Source organism: Marinilactibacillus psychrotolerans, assembly GCF_900101525.1.
Classification (GTDB): Bacteria; Bacillota; Bacilli; order Lactobacillales; family Carnobacteriaceae_A; genus Marinilactibacillus; species Marinilactibacillus psychrotolerans.
This window is the reverse complement of the sequence record NZ_FMZD01000001.1, coordinates 46,109-62,801: the sequence shown is the minus strand read 5'-3', so window position 1 is coordinate 62,801 and position 16,693 is coordinate 46,109. Positions and strand designations below refer to the sequence as shown.

Here is a 16,693-nt window from a genome sequence, read left to right as displayed (position 1 = left end):
TTTAAGAAGGAATCGAGAAAATTGATACAGTAATTCAAAACTGTTTCAAATAAAACAAAACTTTTAATTATAAGAGAGGAATGGGTAGTCTATGGCAAAGCAACCAGTTGATTACGAAGCACTACTAGGTTCAATCGAAGCTTCGTTTCCGATGGTTCAGATTCTTGATAAAGACGGAAAAGTCGTAAATAAAGACATTATGCCTGATTTATCAGATGAAGAGTTAGTAGAATTAATGGAAAGAATGGTGTGGTCACGTGTGTTACATGATCGCTCTATGGCATTAGCTCGTCAAGGACGTTTAGGTTTTTATGCGCCTACAATGGGACAAGAGGCTTCTCAATTAGCAAGTCACTTCGCGTTCAAAAAAACAGATTGGTTATACCCAGGTTACCGTGATGTACCTCAGTTAATCCAACATGGTTTGCCTGTATCACAAGCTTTCTTGTGGTCACGTGGACATGTAGAAGGAAATAATTATCCAGAAGATTTGAATGCAATTCCACCTCAAATTATTATTGGTGCGCAATACATTCAAGCAATGGGTAACGCAGTAGGACAAAAATTAGCCGGAAAAGAAGATCAAGTAACCTTCACATATACTGGTGATGGTGGTTCTTCACAAGGTGATGTTTATGAAGGTATGAACTTTGCTGGACGCTACAAAGCGCCTATCGTTTTCTATATTCAAAATAATGGTTATGCAATCTCAACACCGCGAGAAAAACAATCAGCAGCTAAAGCATTAGCTCAAAAAGCTGCCGCAGCTGGTATTCCTGGTATTCAAGTTGATGGTATGGATCCATTGGCAGTTTATGCCGTATCCAAACAAGCTCGTGATTGGGCAGTAGCTGGAAATGGTCCAGTTCTAATTGAAACAATTACTTCTCGTTTCGGACCTCACTCTACTTCTGGAGATGATCCAACACGTTATCGTGAACAAGAATCATTTGATTATTGGGAGCAACGTGATCCATTAATTCGTTTCCGTAATTTCTTAACAGAAAAAGGACTTTGGTCTACAGAACGTGAAGAAGAATTAATTGCGCAAACCAAAGAAGAAATCAAACAAGCTGCTAAAGAAGCAGACCAAGCACCAAAAATGAAAATCTCTAATTTCTTAGAAAGTATGTATGACGCACCAGGTCAAAACATAAAAGAACAAATTGAGAAATACCAAGCAAAGGAGAGTAAATAAGCATGGCGAATCTAACAATGATTCAAGCAATCACTGAAGCTTTAGATCAAGAATTAGCTCGTGATGAAAAAGTCTTGATATTCGGAGAAGATGTTGGTAAAAACGGAGGAGTTTTCCGTGCAACTCAAGGTCTTTATGATAAACATGGTGAAGATAGAGTTAATGATACTCCACTTGCTGAATCAGGTATCGGTGGTATGGCATTCGGATTAGCTGTACAAGGATTTCGTCCAGTTGCTGAAATTCAATTCTTCGGATTTGTATTTGAAGTAATGGACTCAATCGTTGGACAAATTTCCCGTACTCGCTATCGTATGGGTGGAAAACTGAACATGCCAGTAGTTGTTCGTTCTCCATTCGGGGGCGGAGTGCACACTCCTGAAATGCATGCTGATTCTCTTGAGGGATTAATGGCTCAAGCTCCTGGGCTGAAAGTCGTTATCCCATCTAACCCTTATGATGCAAAAGGCCTATTAACTTCAGCTATTCGTGATAACGACCCTGTTGTTTTCCTAGAGCACATGAAACTGTATCGTTCATTCCGTGATGAAGTACCTGAAGAACAATACACTGTTCCAATCGGTAAAGCTGCAATAGCTAAAAAAGGAACTGATGTAACAGTTGTAGCATATGGTTATATGGTACGTGAAGCATTAAAAGCTGCAGAAAACTTAGAAAAAGACGGCGTCTCTGTAGAAGTGATTGACTTACGCACCGTTTCACCAATTGACTATGAAACAGTTGTAGCATCTGTTGAAAAAACTGGCCGTATGGTTATGGTTCAAGAAGCTCAACGTCAAGCCGGTGTAGGGAACACTGTAATTTCTGAAGTTTCGCAACGTTCAGTTCTTTCTCTTGAAGCACCAATTGGATTTGTATCTGCTCCAGATACGATTTATCCATTTGGTCAAGCTGAAAATACTTGGTTACCAAGCGCGGATGATATTACTGAAGCTATCAACAAAGCGGTTAATTTTTAATTAAATAAATTCAATCGTCAAACTAAAATAAATTAATAATCATTCAACAAAGGAGAAAAACTAGTTCAGTATTTAATTAATCTGTATTGGTTTTTCTTCCTATTGTTGTATAGGTAACAATAACTTTAAACTTTAAATGATTAATAATCATTAATTAAGAAGGGAAGAGCGCAAACATGGCTTTTACATTTAAACTCCCTGACGTAGGGGAAGGAATGGCAGAAGGTGAAATCGTTAGCTGGTTAGTCTCTGAAGGAGACACAGTAGAAGAAGGCGATTCAATAGCTGAAATCCAAAATGATAAATCAGTAGAAGAATTAGCGGCACCTGTTGATGGAACAATCAAGAAATTTTTAGTTGAACCAGGAACAGTCGCAGCTGTAGGAGATCCAATCGTAGAAATCGATGCTGAAGGACATGAATCCGAAGAAAGTGATTCAGAAGCTCCAGCTTCTACAGAACAAAAACCTGAAGCAAAAAGTTCTTCAACTGGAACATTCACATTTAAACTCCCTGATGTAGGGGAAGGAATGGCAGAAGGAGAAATCGTCAGCTGGTTGGTTTCTGAAGGAGACACAGTAGAAGAAGGCGATTCAATAGCTGAAATCCAAAATGATAAATCAGTAGAAGAATTAGCAGCACCTGTTGATGGAACAATCCAAAAATTCTTAGTTGAACCAGGAACAGTCGCAGCTGTAGGAGATCCAATTGTAGAAATCGCTGCAGAAGGAAACGTATCTGAAGAAACTCAAGAAGCTTCATCAGATGCAGCTGCAGGAACTAAGAAAAATGATCCAGCTGGTTCTGAAGGTGCAACTTCAGGAGAAGTCGTCAAAACTTCAAATCCTGATAAACGTGTACTTGCTATGCCTTCAGTTCGTCAATATGCTCGTGAAAAAGATGTTGATATTAGTGCTGTAGAAGCTACAGGTAAAGGTGGACGTACCACTCGTGAAGATATCGATAACTTTGTATCTGGCGGTGGGGCTGCAGCATCTGAAAAAACTTCATCAACTAAAGAAGAATCTACACAATCAAGTGCAAAAGCACCTGTATCTTCTGGAACATCTAAAACAGTTTCAGCTGATGCTAAACCGTTTAAATCTGGTCGTTCAGATGAGGAAACACGTGAAAAAATGACGACAACTCGTAAAGCAATTGCTAAAGCAATGGTTAACAGCACGTTAACAATTCCTTCTGTAGCGTTGTTTGATGAAGTTGATTTTACAAAAGTTATTGAACACCGTACTAAATTCAAAGCAATTGCTGCTGAAAGAGGAACTAAATTAACTTTCTTACCTTATGTAGTTAAAGCTCTGATTTCAGTTATGAAAAAATACCCAGCACTTAATGCATCAATTGATGATACTACTGATGAAGTTGTTTACAAAAACTACTTTAATATTGGTATTGCTGCAGATACTGAACAAGGATTATATGTTCCTGTTGTTCAAGATGCAAATACTAAATCAGTATTCGATATTGCTGACGAAATCAATGATTTAGCAGCTAAAGCTCATGACGGGAAACTTAAAGGAAGCGATATGGCTGACGGATCAATCTCAATTTCTAATATCGGTTCAGTGAATGGTCAATTCTTTACACCAATCATTAACCATCCAGAAGTGGCTATTTTAGGAGTTGGACGTTCATTCAAGAAACCAATCGTTAACGCTGAAGGTGAAATCGTTGCAGCTCCAATGCTTCCATTGTCACTTGTATTTGACCACCGTATTATTGATGGTGCTACAGGACAAGCAGCAATGAACGAATTGAAAAAATTATTGGCAGACCCAGATTTATTATTAATGGAAGGCTAAGGTGAAGTGTAAATGGTTGTAGGAGATTTCGCAATTGAATTAGACACAGTTGTAATCGGCTCTGGACCTGGTGGCTATGTTGCTGCTATCCGTGCCGCACAAATGGGACAAAAAGTTGCCATTGTTGAGAGAGAATTAATTGGTGGAACATGTTTGAATGTTGGATGTATTCCTTCTAAAGCATTGATTTCTGCTGGACACAAATATCAAGAATCATTAGATTCAAAAGCATTTGGTATCACAACTGAAAATGTAACGCTTGACTTTGCAAAAACTCAAGAATGGAAACAAACGCAAGTTGTAGACCGCTTAACTGGCGGAATTGAAATGTTGCTTAAAAAGAATAAAGTTGAAATTCTTAGAGGAGAAGCTTTCTTTAATGATGAGCATACTTTACGTGTTATGGGAGAAGATAGTGCACAAACTTATTCTTTCAACAATGCTATCATTGCAACTGGTAGCCGTCCTGTTGAAATTCCTGGATTCAAATTCAGCGAACGTGTACTAGATTCAACTGGTGCATTAGCATTAACGGAAGTACCTAAGAAAATGGTCATCGTTGGTGGAGGCTATATTGGATCTGAATTAGCTGGAGTTTATGCTAACTTGGGTGCTGAAATTACAATTCTTGAAGGACTTCCAGCAATTCTTAACGGATTTGATAAAGATATGGTTAAGTTAGTTGAGAAGAACTTTAAGAAACATGGCGTGAACATTGTAACAAAAGCTATGGCTAAAGAAGCTGTAACGACTGACAATGGTGTAACAGTAAAATATGAAGTTAACGGAAAAGAAGAATCTATTGATGTTGATTATGTATTGGTAACCGTAGGTCGTCGTCCAAATACTGATGAACTTGGATTAGAACAAGTTGGAGTGAATGTTTCTGATCGTGGTTTAATTGAAGTTGACAACCAAGGACGTACAAATATCAAGAGCGTCTTTGCTATTGGAGATGTTGTTCCTGGAGCAGCACTAGCACATAAAGCTAGTTATGAAGCTAAAATTGCCGCTGAAGCAATATCTGGGAAAAAAGTTGCAGTGGATTACCGTGCACTTCCAGCTGTTGCATTCACTGATCCAGAGATCGCTTCTGTCGGATTAACTGAATCTGAAGCTAAAGATAAAGGAATGCAGGTTAAAGCATCTAAATTCCCTCTTGCTGGAAATGGTCGTGCATTATCACTTGATGCAGCAGAAGGCTTTGTTCGTCTAATTACTACTAAGGAAGATAATGTAATTGTTGGAGCTCAAGTCGCTGGAATCAACGCATCAGATGTAATTGCTGAGCTTGGATTAGCAGTTGAAAGTGGTATGAATGCTGAAGATATCGCCTTAACCATTCATGGTCACCCATCATTAGGTGAAACTGTAATGGATGCCGCTGAAGCAGCTTTAGGCATGCCTATTCATATGTAATTAAGTCTTAATGTTCAATCGAGTGATGGATATATTCCTCACTCGATTTTTCTTTATACATATTGAAGCAATGACATATACTTTGAAACCTATTTCGATATCTTATACAATGAAAAGGACAATAATAAAAGGGGATAATAATATGTCTGAAATACTAAAACGCGACAAGTTAATTAAACAGTGGATTAAAGATGCTGCTGAATCAATTGAATCTGCAAAAGAAGATAGTTTAAAAGTTGAAGAAAAATCTGCACGAAATGATTTAGTAACAAATATGGATAAAAAAATTGAAGAAGAATTGTCGTGTAAAATTAGAGCAGAATTTCCTGAAGACCGCATTTGTGGAGAAGAAGGTTATGGAGATGATTTGAAGGATTTAAAAGGAACGGTTTGGTTTGTTGATCCCATTGACGGTACACTTAATTTTGTTTTGCAACAAGAAAATTTTGCTGTGATGATAGGCGTTTATGAAGAAGGGATTGGAGTTCAAGGATACATTTATGATGTAGTGAAAGATAATTTGTATTCTGCAATTAAGGGCCAAGGAATTTTTTGTAATGACCAACAAATGGAAGCACCAAAAAATAAGTCACTTTCAGAAGGTTTGATTGCCACTAATAGTCAGTTAATGACACAAGACAAGTATAGTGATTATAGAAAAATAGCTGATCAATCAATGGGAGTCAGAATGTTAGGTTCGGCTGGCTTAGAAGTTATTGAATTACTTAAAGGTAATGTGATTGCTTACATGGCTTCTAAATTAAGTCCTTGGGATATCGCGGCTGGAAAGGTAATGGTAGAAGAAGTAGGATTTAAAGTATCACAATTTGACGGTTCGTCAATTGATTTATTAAATAAAAATAAAACAATTTTTTCTACAGGAAAAGCCTTCGACGAAATTGTGACGGTTAATTCAAAATAGTTTGAAAAAAGATTGTGTTTTTCTGAAAATTACTGTTATAATAAGAAGTGGAACAAACAGGTCCAATGACTTAAGCATTTATTCTTGCGTCGAAGTCACACCAAGAATAGGTGTTTTTTTGTGTGAAAAATCTATAATTATAATAATGAATGAACTATAAAAAAGATTCTTTGCATTCCAAGAGTTGGATGATTCAAAACTGTAGTATAAATAGAGAAGTTATCACCGTAGTAATTAAGGAGTGAACGATTAAATGAAAATTAGAAATGATATTCGTAATATTGCAATTATTGCCCACGTTGACCATGGTAAAACCACACTGGTTGATGAATTAATGAAACAGTCAGATACACTGGAAGCGCACAACAAGTTTAGTGAACGAGTAATGGATTCAAATGATCTTGAAAAAGAACGTGGAATCACAATTCTTGCTAAGAATACGGCTGTTAAATACCAAGATACTCAAATCAACATCTTGGATACACCTGGTCACGCCGATTTCGGTGGTGAAGTTGAGCGTATCATGAAAATGGTTGATGGTGTAATTTTGGTTGTTGATGCATATGAAGGTACGATGCCACAAACGCGTTTCGTATTGAAAAAAGCATTAGAACAAAAATTACGTCCAATCGTTGTTGTAAACAAAATCGATAAACCTTCTGCTCGTCCTAAAGAAGTTTTGGATGAAGTATTAGACTTATTGATTGAATTAGATGCAGATGAAGAACAGTTAGAGTTCCCGGTAATCTACGCTTCAGCATTGCATGGGACAAGTAGTTATTCTGACAACCCAGATGATCAAGAAAATACGATGAACCCAGTCTTGGAAACAATTATTTCTGAAATTCCTGCACCTGTGGATAACAGTAACGAGCCATTACAATTCCAAGTTTCTCTATTAGATTATAATGACTATGTTGGACGTATCGGTATTGGTCGTGTATTCCGCGGTACAATCAAAGTTGGAGACAACGTAACATTAAGTAAATTAGACGGATCAACTAAAAACTTCCGTGTAACAAAACTATTTGGTTTCTTCGGTTTAGGTCGTGTCGAAATTCAGTCTGCTAAAGCAGGTGACTTGATTGCAGTATCTGGTTTTGAAGATATCTTTGTTGGAGAAACCGTTACACCTGTTGACCATGTAGATCCATTACCAATTTTACGTATCGATGAGCCTACATTACAAATGACTTTCTTAGTTAACAATTCTCCTTTTGCAGGTCGCGAAGGTAAATGGGTTACTTCTAGTAAGTTAAACGAAAGATTGAATATGGAATTACAGACAGACGTTTCTCTAAGAATCGATCCGACTGACTCTCCAGATGCATGGATCGTCTCAGGTCGTGGTGAGTTACACTTGTCTATCCTGATTGAAAACTTACGTCGTGAAGGATACGAGTTACAAGTATCTCGTCCGGAAGTAATCATCAAAGAAATCAACGGTAAAAAACACGAGCCGTTTGAGCGCGTTCAAATTGATACCCCAGAAGAATATATGGGGTCAATTATTGAAAACCTTGGACAACGTAAGGCTGAAATGCAAGATATGGTCCACACTGGAAATGGTCAAGTACGCTTGATTTTCTCTGCCCCTGCACGTGGTCTAATCGGATTTACAACGGAGTTCCTTTCTATGACTCGTGGATACGGTATCTTAAACCATACATTCGAAGAATATTTACCGATGGTTGCCGGTGGAGCTGGAGAGCGCCGTCAAGGAGCTCTAGTATCTATGGAAAATGGTTCTGCTACAACATATGGTATCATGAACTTAGAAGACCGTGGTGTAATCTTTGTTGAACCAACAACTGAAGTATATGCTGGAATGATTGTTGGACAACATAACCGTGATAATGACCTTTCTGTTAACGTAGTTAGAGAAAAACAAAAAACAAATATCCGTTCTGCGAATAAAGATCAGACAAACGTTATCAAACGTCCTCGTATCTTAACGCTTGAAGAATCACTAGAATTCCTAGCTGAGGATGAGTATTGCGAAGTTACTCCTGAGTCAATTCGATTACGTAAGAAAATTTTAGATAAAAACTTACGTGAAAAAGCTGGTAAAAAATCTAAATAAATTTTAAATACAGAAATAGCAGATAGAAGGATTATCCCTTTAAATCTGCTATTTTTATATGTTTTTTAATTATTCCAAATTGCAATTTACTATTGAGACCGGTTGTCTAAACATGTTTTTGTGATATAATACAATTATTCTACATAATAGAGGGGGCTAATCGGTGAGTCATATAGAAAACATACTTGCAAAAGATATTTTGCTCGAAGATGCTAATAAAATATCGCAACTGATTGAAAGCCAAAAACACCTCTGTATTACATGCCCTGCTTTTGAAGAAGTAGTTGATACACAAATGTTTGGTTTTTCAAAGAAAATTGAATTTGCGATTAAAATGAAAATGATTAAAGAAGAAGAAGGTCATCTTATGTTAAGTGAATTGGAAAAACACCTCAATGATCTTTTGAGCGATGCTTTCGATGAAAGAATTTAAAGATAAGATTGTATCTGTTGGAAATCCTCTCATTTTGAGTGGATTTTTTTGTTATAATAAGTGAAATGATATGATTTGAGGAGAGAGTTAAAATGTTAAAATCTGAAAATGAAAGAACCGGAATAGTAGTCTGGGTTTATACAACTAAATATATAAATAAATTAAAAAGATATGGATTGGTCCACTATATTTCAAAAAAAATGAATTATGCAATTCTTTATGTAGATAAAAAAGATAAAGATTCAGTACAGTCTAGTCTGGCTAAACAGCATTTTGTTCGTAAAGTTGAAGAATGTTACCAATGTGATCTTCCCAAAACTTATGATGGAGTATTAGATGAGGTTAAAGTCTTGGCTAAACAAAGAAAAAAAGAAGAAGAGAGTAAAGAAATCTCAATATTCAACCAACTTTCTTCTGACTGGAACTGAGGTAATTTATGCGTGTGATATCAGGAGAATATGGTGGTAGACCATTAAAAGCTGTTCCAGGAAATAAAACAAGACCCACTACAGATAAAATTAAAGAAGCAGTTTTTCATATACTGGGTCCTTACTTTGATGGGGGAAGTGTATTAGATTTATATTCGGGAAGTGGATCGCTTGGAATTGAAGCAGTTTCTAGAGGAATGGATGAAGCTGTCTTAGTAGACATGAATTATAAAGCAATTAAAGTTATAAATGAGAATATTGAGATAACAAAAGAACCAGAAAAATTCATAGTTTTGAAAAAAAAAGATCATCAAGCTATAGTAGAATTAAAGGAACAAAATAAGACATTTAACCTTGTATTACTGGATCCACCCTATGCTACACAAGAAATTACTTCGATTATTGAAAATCTGAATAAACAGTCATTACTCCGTTCAAACGCAATGATTATGTGTGAAACCGACAAATTAGTTGAATTACCAAGCCGTTTATCTGATGTCGAAATGATCAAGGAGAAACTCTATGGTACAACTAAAATTACAGTGTATCAAAAAGGAGGAATTCAGTGAAAAGGAAAGCAGTATATGCCGGAAGTTTTGATCCTTTTACTTTTGGGCATCTAAATATCACCTTGCGAGCATCCGAGCTATTCGATGAAGTTATTATTGTAGTAAGCGATAATATATCAAAAAAATCCTTGTTTAGTATGGGGCATAAAGTTGATATGATTACTCAAGTTATAAACAATACTGAAAAGAAAAATATTAAAGTTATCAAACATAACGGAGGATTAACGGTTAATTTGGCAAAGAAACTGAACGCAAATGCAATGATACGTGGCATCCGTTCAGTAAAGGATATGGAATATGAAATGGATATTGCAGCAATGAATAAAATTCAAGCTCCAGATGTTGAGACAATTTTCTTGATGGCAGATGAAAAGTATCGATTTATTAGCTCATCTCTAATAAAAGAAGTTGTTAAATTTGAAGGAGATGTCAAAGAATTAGTTCCTGCGGATATACTTTATGAAATGAAAAAGATTTATGAAAAATAGAAAGTAGGTAAAACGATTGAAAAAAATCTCATTTTGGATCAAAGGTCTACTACTAATCATAGTGCTCTATTTTATATTTTTGAGACCGATCCCTTATTATATTGAGCGTCCTGGTAGTGCAGAAGATTTGGATCCAATGATTGAGGTGGATGGTAATTATGCTCAAGAACCTGGGAAGTTTATGATGACAACTGTTGAAATCCTTCAAGCAACGCCTTTTACTTATTTGTTCCAATTTCTTCCATATAATGATATTGTATCTGAGGCAGAATTATTCGGGGACATAGATGATTATGAAGAATATAATACTTTGCAGCGCTATTATATGGAAAGTTCAGTTCATTCAGCGGTGGTAGCAGCTTTTGATGCAGCGGGATTACCGTATAATTTGGATTACAAAGGTGTATACGTGATGAGTGTTACAGATAATTCGAATTTTGCTGGAGTTTTACAAATGGGAGATACAATTACTGAAGTAGACAATTTAAAATTTAAGAATACGGAAGAGTTTATTGATTATATTAAAGATCTAGAAGTTGGACAGACCGTTTCAATTAAATATGAACGTAATGGTACTGAATATAAATCTGAAGGAGACTTAATTAAACTGGAAGAAACGGGTGAAACGGGAATAGGAATTTCACTTGTGGACCAGTCTACGGTAGAAACAGATCCGGAAGTGGTCATTCATTCAGGAGAAATAGGAGGACCTTCGGCTGGATTAATGTATTCACTACAAGTATATTCTATGATTACAAATACAAATTTAAGAGCCGGTCATGTAATTGCAGGTACTGGAACAATTTCCGAAGATGGAACGGTTGGGCCAATAGGTGGAATAGATAAAAAAGTTATAGCTGCAGATAAAGAAGGTGCTACAATCTTTTTTGCTCCAGATGATGAAATTGATCCTGATTTAAAAGGTGAATATCCGGATTATAAATCTAATTATGAAATTGCAGTTGAAGCAGCAGAAGATATTGACACAAAAATGAAAATCGTTCCAATTAAATCCTTTAATGATGCAATAGAATATCTGGAACAATTAAGTCCTGTTAGCTCTCGATTTGAGCCAGAACAGAGCCAAGTTAATTTAGCAGCATAAAACAATTAAATTGTAGCCAGCAAAAGAATATCTATTCTTTTGCTGGCTTTTTTATGAGAATAATCAGGATTTCAAATAATAAACAGTATATATAGTATTGGAAGAAATAAATAAGAGGAGGGAGGATATGGCAGAAGTTATAGGATGGATAAAAGAACACCTGTTATTAACCGTTTATTTTGGAGTTTCAACCGTATTGATCTTAATAGTGGTATTGTACCTACTGTTAGAATTACCTAATAAAGGGAATTCTAATGAGGATACAATCGAACAATTGATTTCAGAAAATGAAAAAGTAATGGATACAGATATAGTAAATGAAGATGAACAAAAAGTGTTAGAAAAAAATGAAGGTAAAATAGTGATTGAATTAAAAGGGGCGATTGTTCATCCTGGAATATACGAAGTTAAGTCAGGAGATCGCGTCAGTGATGCTATCACTCAAGCAGGCGGGTTTTTGGAAAACGCCGATGATCGAACAATTAATCAAGCGTTATTAGTAACAGATCAGATGATGATTTATATACCTGAAAAAGGAGAAGAAGTTATAGAGGAAAGTTACACTGATGTTCCAACGACGGAAGAGAATAAGCGTAAGATTAATATCAACCAAGCAGAACAGGCGGAATTAATTGAACTACATGGAATTGGACAAGCTAAAGCACAAGCGATTATAGATTATAGAGAAGAGAATGGAGTATTTAAATCATTAGAAGATATAAAAAATGTATCAGGTATTGGAGATATAATATTTGAAAATATTAAAGATAGTATTATGGTAGATTGAATGAGGAGCAATTGATTCGTTAGTAACACTCTTGTATACTATAAACACAATTATCTAAAGAAATAATTTGAATTTTGAAAGGAAATAATAAAATGACAGATAGAATTCCTTGGGATCAATATTTTATGTCACAGAGTATGTTACTTGCCATGAGAAGTACTTGTACTAGACTATCAGTTGGAGCTATGATTGTTAGAGAAAAGCGGGTAATATCTGGTGGTTATAATGGGTCAGTAAGCGGAGATGTACATTGCAGTGATCATGGCTGTTATTTGATTGATGGCCATTGTGTACGAACAGTGCATGCAGAGATGAATGCATTGCTTCAATGTGCAAAGTTTGGAGTGAAAACTGAAGGAGCAGATATTTATGTGACTCACTTTCCATGTCTCCAGTGTACAAAGACTATTATCCAGGCAGGTATACGAAAAATATATTATTTAAAAAACTACCATAATCATTCTTATGCTATAAAACTTTTAGAACAAGCTAATATTAATGTAGAACAAGTGGCTGTTCCTGAAGATTTATTTCAAAATATAGGAGAGTATTATAAATCTGATCTAATTTCTGATACGTTAGATAGTTAAATTAAAATTTGAAAGGGTACTTTTTATTTCCGGTCCTCTTTTCTTTAGCAGTCGTTATAGCTGTGTTAGAAAAATTCTCCCCATTAACTATTTTGATAATGATTTTCATTTTTTTTAGAATACTAGCTACTAAAAACAAAAAAATCATCAAGGTATCTTTACTGATGGGTATCCTACTATTGACAATGACGCTTATCAGGCCACATAAATCAGAGTCTATCCTGATGGAAAATCAGAAAACTTTTAATATTATTGTTAAATCAACAACAGTAGAGATTGATGGTCAAATTTTACGCTTTAAAGGATTATTAGTTAGTGAAAAAGATGATAAGGAAGAAGTAATTGTCTCTTATAAACTAGCTTCAGAAGAAGAAAAAAATGTCTTTGAAGAGAAGGGTGTGCCTTCTTTTTTGAAAATAGAAGGGAGATTGACAAGACCCAATGAGTCTGTTAATTTCCATCAATTTAGCTATAAAGATTATTTGTTAAAAGATGAGATATTCTATAAACTAACTGCTGAAAAATTAGAAAAGCAAAAAGCTTTTAAAGAACTTTCCATTAGTTATAAGACTGATAGGTTGAGATCAGTGCTTTTTAATCAAATTGATAAAGGAATAGGAGGAATGACAGGAACTTACCTAAAAGCCTTGTTATTTGCAGATAAAAGGGATCTATCTGACTTAAATTTAGAAAATTATCGAGCTTTAGGAATAATACACTTATTAAGTATTTCTGGGTTACATATTCAATTTCTGATTGTAATGGTTGAAAAAAGTTTGTTGAGAGTTGGACTCACGAAAGAGATAACTAACAGGATACTTTTTTTCACCTTGCCAGTCTATGGAATACTTGCAGGATTCAAGGTTAGTGTTTTTAGGGCTATTATCCAGTCAATGTTTTCTATAGGATCTAGATTATTTAAAAGAAAAACAGTTTCTTTAGATAATTGGTCTTTCACTCTCTTTATAGCTTTGTTAATTAATCCTTATCAAATTTATTCTGTTGGATTCCAACTTAGCTATCTTCTAAGCAGTGTTATGATCATATTGAGTAAGCAAAAGTGGATAAGAAATTTACCTCGATTTAAAATGGGAATATGCTTAAATATTCTGATTTCCCTAGTCAGTATACCAGTTTTAAGTTATCATTTTTATGAGTTTTCATGGGTAGTGGTTCTATTAAATATAATATTTATTCCTGTTTTTTCAATAGTTCTTTTGCCCTTATTGACTTCTATATTTATAATTGCAATATTGTTATATGGATTATTTAATATTAGAATTTCAGTGACATTCGCAGATACATTTATAATTTTACTTGAAAATTTAGTGGAAAAAATAAACTCTTTAGGTTCCTTTACGTTCGTTACTGGAAGACTTTCCGCTATTGGTATGAGTTTAGTGTGCTTTGGGATAGTGCTGGTATTTTTATATTTGGATATTCAAAGTAATCGGAAACCATTCAGTATGCTTTTAATTGGCATCGTTCTTGTATTTACAGGAATAATGTCTGAAAGACATTCCCCGATAGGAAAAGTCGTTATGTTGGATGTTGGACAAGGAGATGCATTCTTGATTAAAGAGCCATGGGGGAAAGGTAACTACCTTATTGATACTGGTGGACTCTCACAGTGGAAGGAAACAGAAGAGTGGGCAGAACCAGAGTCGCCTTATTCAATTGGAAAAGATGTAGTTGTTCCATCCATTAAAGCTTTAGGTGTTAAAAAATTAGATCAAATTATTCTTACACATGCGGATACAGATCACGTAGGGGCGTTAGAAGAAATCGTTAAAGAAATAAAAACTAAAGAGATTATTGCTACTCCAGAAACATTTCTTGATCCCTCACTAAAAACTTTATGGCCGTTATTTGTTAGTCAACATGTTGAATTATCCCCAATTCATTACTCTAAATCAAATAAAGCAGGCCCAAATTTGCATATTTTATATCCCTTTAGTTCACCTGGACCGGAATTGAAAGATAGCAAAAATAACCAGTCTTTAGTATTGTTTGGAAAGATTGGGAATAAGAAGTGGCTGTTTACAGGAGATCTAGAAGCTGCTGGAGAAGATATACTTTTAAAACACTATCCCAAATTAAACACAGACATATTAAAAGTAGGCCATCATGGTAGTAAAAGTTCTACACAGGATACTTTTCTTGAACAACTTGCCCCTTCAATTGGATGGATATCAAGTGGTGAAAATAATCTATATGGACATCCAAATCAAGAAGTAATCGAAAGGCTAAAAGAAAAAAATGTAAAAACTTATCGTACTGACCAGTCAGGTGCGGTATTATATCAGTATACTCCTATTCCTTTTACAAATAATATAGTGGAAGATATGATCAGTAAAAAAGAAAATAAATAAAGTTGAGTTTAGTTAGGAGTTCTGTATGAGTGAATTAGATAAACAACTTAAAAAGATAAAGCAAGGGAACCATTCCTTGATCTATTTAATCCAAGGAACCGAACAGTATCTAAGTGAAAAAGTAAAGATTGCTTTAATGGATTCTATTCTCGGAAATGATGTCACTGATTTAAATTTTGGTCAGTTTGATATGCGAGAAGTCACCATTGATGCTGCACTTCAAGAAGCAGAAACTTTCCCTTTTTTTGGCGATCAAAGACTTTTGTTTATTCAAAACCCTTATTTTTTGACAGGTAAAATATCATCCAGTGGACCTGATCATGACATTGATTACTTAGAGCAATATTTACTAAACCCTCCAGACTTTACAGTTTTAGTATTTTTGGCTCCGTATGAAAAATTAGACAAAAGAAAAAAGCTAACCAAGATCCTATTAAAACAAGCTGAAATTATAAATGTAGATCCAATAGGTGAAAAAGAAATAAAATCATTTGTTCAAACTGACTGTAAAAGTAAGCAATTCTCAATTGATAATCTGGCACTTGATGAATTACTGATTTTAACAGATCGTAATTTATCAAAGAGTATGAAAGAATTAGAGAAATTAATGATCTTTCATCAAGAAGATAGACATATTGAGTTGGCAACTGTTCGAGAATTGGTTCCTAAAACGCTTGAACAGAATATTTTTGAACTAAATGATTTAGTTTTGAATAAAAAAGTACAGCAGTCTGTTGAGCTATATCAAGACCTTTTAATACAGAAGGAAGATCCAATTAAGATAATTGCCTTAATGATAGGACAATTTCGACTGTTGCTGCAAGTGAAAATTTTAAAGAAAAAAGGCTACCAACAAGCAGATATTGCGAAAATTTTAAAAGTTCATCCTTTTAGAGTCAAGCTTGCACTGCAAAAAGAAAGAATGTTTGAACAAAAAACACTATCAAAAGCTCATCATGAATTAATTGATGCTGATTTTTTAATTAAATCTGGTCAGGCAAATCCAGAAATGCAAGTTGAACTTTTTATATTGAAATTTTCTGATCAAAATCCCGAATTACAAAAGAACTCTTAAAGTTTCGTAATTGTAATATTGCAAATAGTTTGGTAATGATGTACAATGGAGAATGTTGAAAATCAACTGAAAAGAGAAGGTAAAAATTCTAAAATAAGCAATTTAATTCTTGTTTGTAATGAGTTTACCGGATTGAAAGAAATTCTTATAAAGGAGTGTTTTCAAAATGCCAAACATGGTACAGGCTATTAAACGTCAACGTCAAGATGTTAAAAAGAATGCAAATAACGTTGGGCAAGTATCTGCTATGCGTAGCGCTAAGAAAAGATATTTAACTGCCGTTGAAAACGGACAAGACAACTCAGCTGAATTATATAAAGTAGCTGCTAAAGCTATTGACCAAGCAGCATCAAAAGGCTTGATCCACAAAAATAAAGCTGCTCGTGATAAATCACGTCTATCTAGTAAATTAGGATAGTAGGCT

The 16,693-nt window shown here is 34.8% G+C and carries 16 protein-coding genes; all 16 read left to right on the top strand.

All coding sequences use genetic code 11. From position 1 onward, the window contains the following. Positions 1–91 precede the first annotated feature (91 nt). Positions 92–1,198 carry a pyruvate dehydrogenase (acetyl-transferring) E1 component subunit alpha gene (gene pdhA, locus BLT22_RS00285; protein WP_087058866.1) on the top strand — a complete coding sequence of 369 codons (1,107 nt, stop codon included), beginning with the start codon at positions 92–94 and terminating at the stop codon, positions 1,196–1,198. 2 nt (positions 1,199–1,200) lie between these two features. Then, positions 1,201–2,178 (top strand): alpha-ketoacid dehydrogenase subunit beta, encoded by a 978-nt coding sequence (locus BLT22_RS00280; protein ID WP_091759370.1) that lies wholly within the window; start codon positions 1,201–1,203, stop codon positions 2,176–2,178. Positions 2,179–2,354: 176 nt separating this feature from the next. Continuing rightward, a complete protein-coding gene (locus BLT22_RS00275; protein WP_091759367.1) occupies positions 2,355–3,998 on the top strand; it encodes a 2-oxo acid dehydrogenase subunit E2 in 1,644 nt (547 codons plus the stop codon). A gap of 12 nt (positions 3,999–4,010) precedes the next feature. After that, complete coding sequence (lpdA, locus tag BLT22_RS00270) at positions 4,011–5,417, top strand: dihydrolipoyl dehydrogenase (RefSeq protein WP_087058872.1); 1,407 nt, start codon at positions 4,011–4,013, stop codon at positions 5,415–5,417. 142 nt (positions 5,418–5,559) lie between these two features. Further along, complete coding sequence (locus tag BLT22_RS00265) at positions 5,560–6,339, top strand: inositol monophosphatase family protein (RefSeq protein ID WP_091759364.1); 780 nt, start codon at positions 5,560–5,562, stop codon at positions 6,337–6,339. Positions 6,340–6,592: 253 nt separating this feature from the next. Continuing rightward, positions 6,593–8,422: a translational GTPase TypA gene (typA, locus tag BLT22_RS00260; protein WP_091759360.1), complete on the top strand. Its 1,830-nt coding sequence runs from the start codon at positions 6,593–6,595 to the stop codon at positions 8,420–8,422. Positions 8,423–8,585: 163 nt separating this feature from the next. After that, entirely contained in the window at positions 8,586–8,855 is a 270-nt protein-coding gene (locus tag BLT22_RS00255; protein WP_087058640.1) for a DUF1507 family protein, read from the top strand. Between the two features lie 92 nt (positions 8,856–8,947). Further along, complete coding sequence (locus tag BLT22_RS00250) at positions 8,948–9,283, top strand: YlbG family protein (protein WP_087058638.1); 336 nt, start codon at positions 8,948–8,950, stop codon at positions 9,281–9,283. A gap of 8 nt (positions 9,284–9,291) precedes the next feature. Beyond that, on the top strand, positions 9,292–9,852 hold the full coding sequence (rsmD, locus tag BLT22_RS00245) for a 16S rRNA (guanine(966)-N(2))-methyltransferase RsmD (protein ID WP_087058636.1): 561 nt from the start codon (positions 9,292–9,294) through the stop codon (positions 9,850–9,852). Next, complete coding sequence (coaD, locus tag BLT22_RS00240) at positions 9,849–10,340, top strand: pantetheine-phosphate adenylyltransferase (RefSeq protein ID WP_087058634.1); 492 nt, start codon at positions 9,849–9,851, stop codon at positions 10,338–10,340. Before rsmD ends, coaD begins: the two co-directional genes overlap by 4 nt. A gap of 16 nt (positions 10,341–10,356) precedes the next feature. Continuing rightward, positions 10,357–11,445: a SepM family pheromone-processing serine protease gene (locus tag BLT22_RS00235; protein ID WP_236048733.1), complete on the top strand. Its 1,089-nt coding sequence runs from the start codon at positions 10,357–10,359 to the stop codon at positions 11,443–11,445. A 127-nt stretch (positions 11,446–11,572) separates the two neighbouring features. After that, complete coding sequence (locus BLT22_RS00230; RefSeq protein ID WP_091759357.1) at positions 11,573–12,232, top strand: helix-hairpin-helix domain-containing protein; 660 nt, start codon at positions 11,573–11,575, stop codon at positions 12,230–12,232. A 92-nt stretch (positions 12,233–12,324) separates the two neighbouring features. After that, the gene (locus BLT22_RS00225; RefSeq protein WP_091759352.1) at positions 12,325–12,822 is read left to right on the top strand and encodes a ComE operon protein 2; all 498 of its coding nucleotides are present in this window, start codon (positions 12,325–12,327) and stop codon (positions 12,820–12,822) included. Between the two features lie 224 nt (positions 12,823–13,046). After that, positions 13,047–15,194, top strand: a complete 2,148-nt coding sequence (locus BLT22_RS00220; protein ID WP_176935238.1) for a DNA internalization-related competence protein ComEC/Rec2 — start codon at positions 13,047–13,049, stop codon at positions 15,192–15,194. Positions 15,195–15,219: 25 nt separating this feature from the next. Further along, positions 15,220–16,269, top strand: a complete 1,050-nt coding sequence (gene holA, locus BLT22_RS00215) for a DNA polymerase III subunit delta (RefSeq protein WP_091759346.1) — start codon at positions 15,220–15,222, stop codon at positions 16,267–16,269. Positions 16,270–16,435: 166 nt separating this feature from the next. Further along, on the top strand, positions 16,436–16,687 hold the full coding sequence (rpsT, locus tag BLT22_RS00210) for a 30S ribosomal protein S20 (protein ID WP_072694621.1): 252 nt from the start codon (positions 16,436–16,438) through the stop codon (positions 16,685–16,687). The last annotated feature ends 6 nt before the right edge of the window (positions 16,688–16,693 follow it).

Bases quoted from the DNA above. Each gene is read 5' to 3' on its own strand.
- pdhA (WP_087058866.1), top strand. From the start codon at position 92: ATGGCAAAGCAACCAGTTGATTACGAAGCACTACTAGGTTCAATCGAA.
- BLT22_RS00280 (WP_091759370.1), top strand. From the start codon at position 1,201: ATGGCGAATCTAACAATGATTCAAGCAATCACTGAAGCTTTAGATCAA.
- BLT22_RS00275 (WP_091759367.1), top strand. From the start codon at position 2,355: ATGGCTTTTACATTTAAACTCCCTGACGTAGGGGAAGGAATGGCAGAA.
- lpdA (WP_087058872.1), top strand. From the start codon at position 4,011: ATGGTTGTAGGAGATTTCGCAATTGAATTAGACACAGTTGTAATCGGC.
- BLT22_RS00265 (WP_091759364.1), top strand. From the start codon at position 5,560: ATGTCTGAAATACTAAAACGCGACAAGTTAATTAAACAGTGGATTAAA.
- typA (WP_091759360.1), top strand. From the start codon at position 6,593: ATGAAAATTAGAAATGATATTCGTAATATTGCAATTATTGCCCACGTT.
- BLT22_RS00250 (WP_087058638.1), top strand. From the start codon at position 8,948: ATGTTAAAATCTGAAAATGAAAGAACCGGAATAGTAGTCTGGGTTTAT.
- rsmD (WP_087058636.1), top strand. From the start codon at position 9,292: ATGCGTGTGATATCAGGAGAATATGGTGGTAGACCATTAAAAGCTGTT.
- BLT22_RS00230 (WP_091759357.1), top strand. From the start codon at position 11,573: ATGGCAGAAGTTATAGGATGGATAAAAGAACACCTGTTATTAACCGTT.
- BLT22_RS00225 (WP_091759352.1), top strand. From the start codon at position 12,325: ATGACAGATAGAATTCCTTGGGATCAATATTTTATGTCACAGAGTATG.
- BLT22_RS00220 (WP_176935238.1), top strand. From the start codon at position 13,047: ATGGAAAATCAGAAAACTTTTAATATTATTGTTAAATCAACAACAGTA.
- holA (WP_091759346.1), top strand. From the start codon at position 15,220: ATGAGTGAATTAGATAAACAACTTAAAAAGATAAAGCAAGGGAACCAT.
- rpsT (WP_072694621.1), top strand. From the start codon at position 16,436: ATGCCAAACATGGTACAGGCTATTAAACGTCAACGTCAAGATGTTAAA.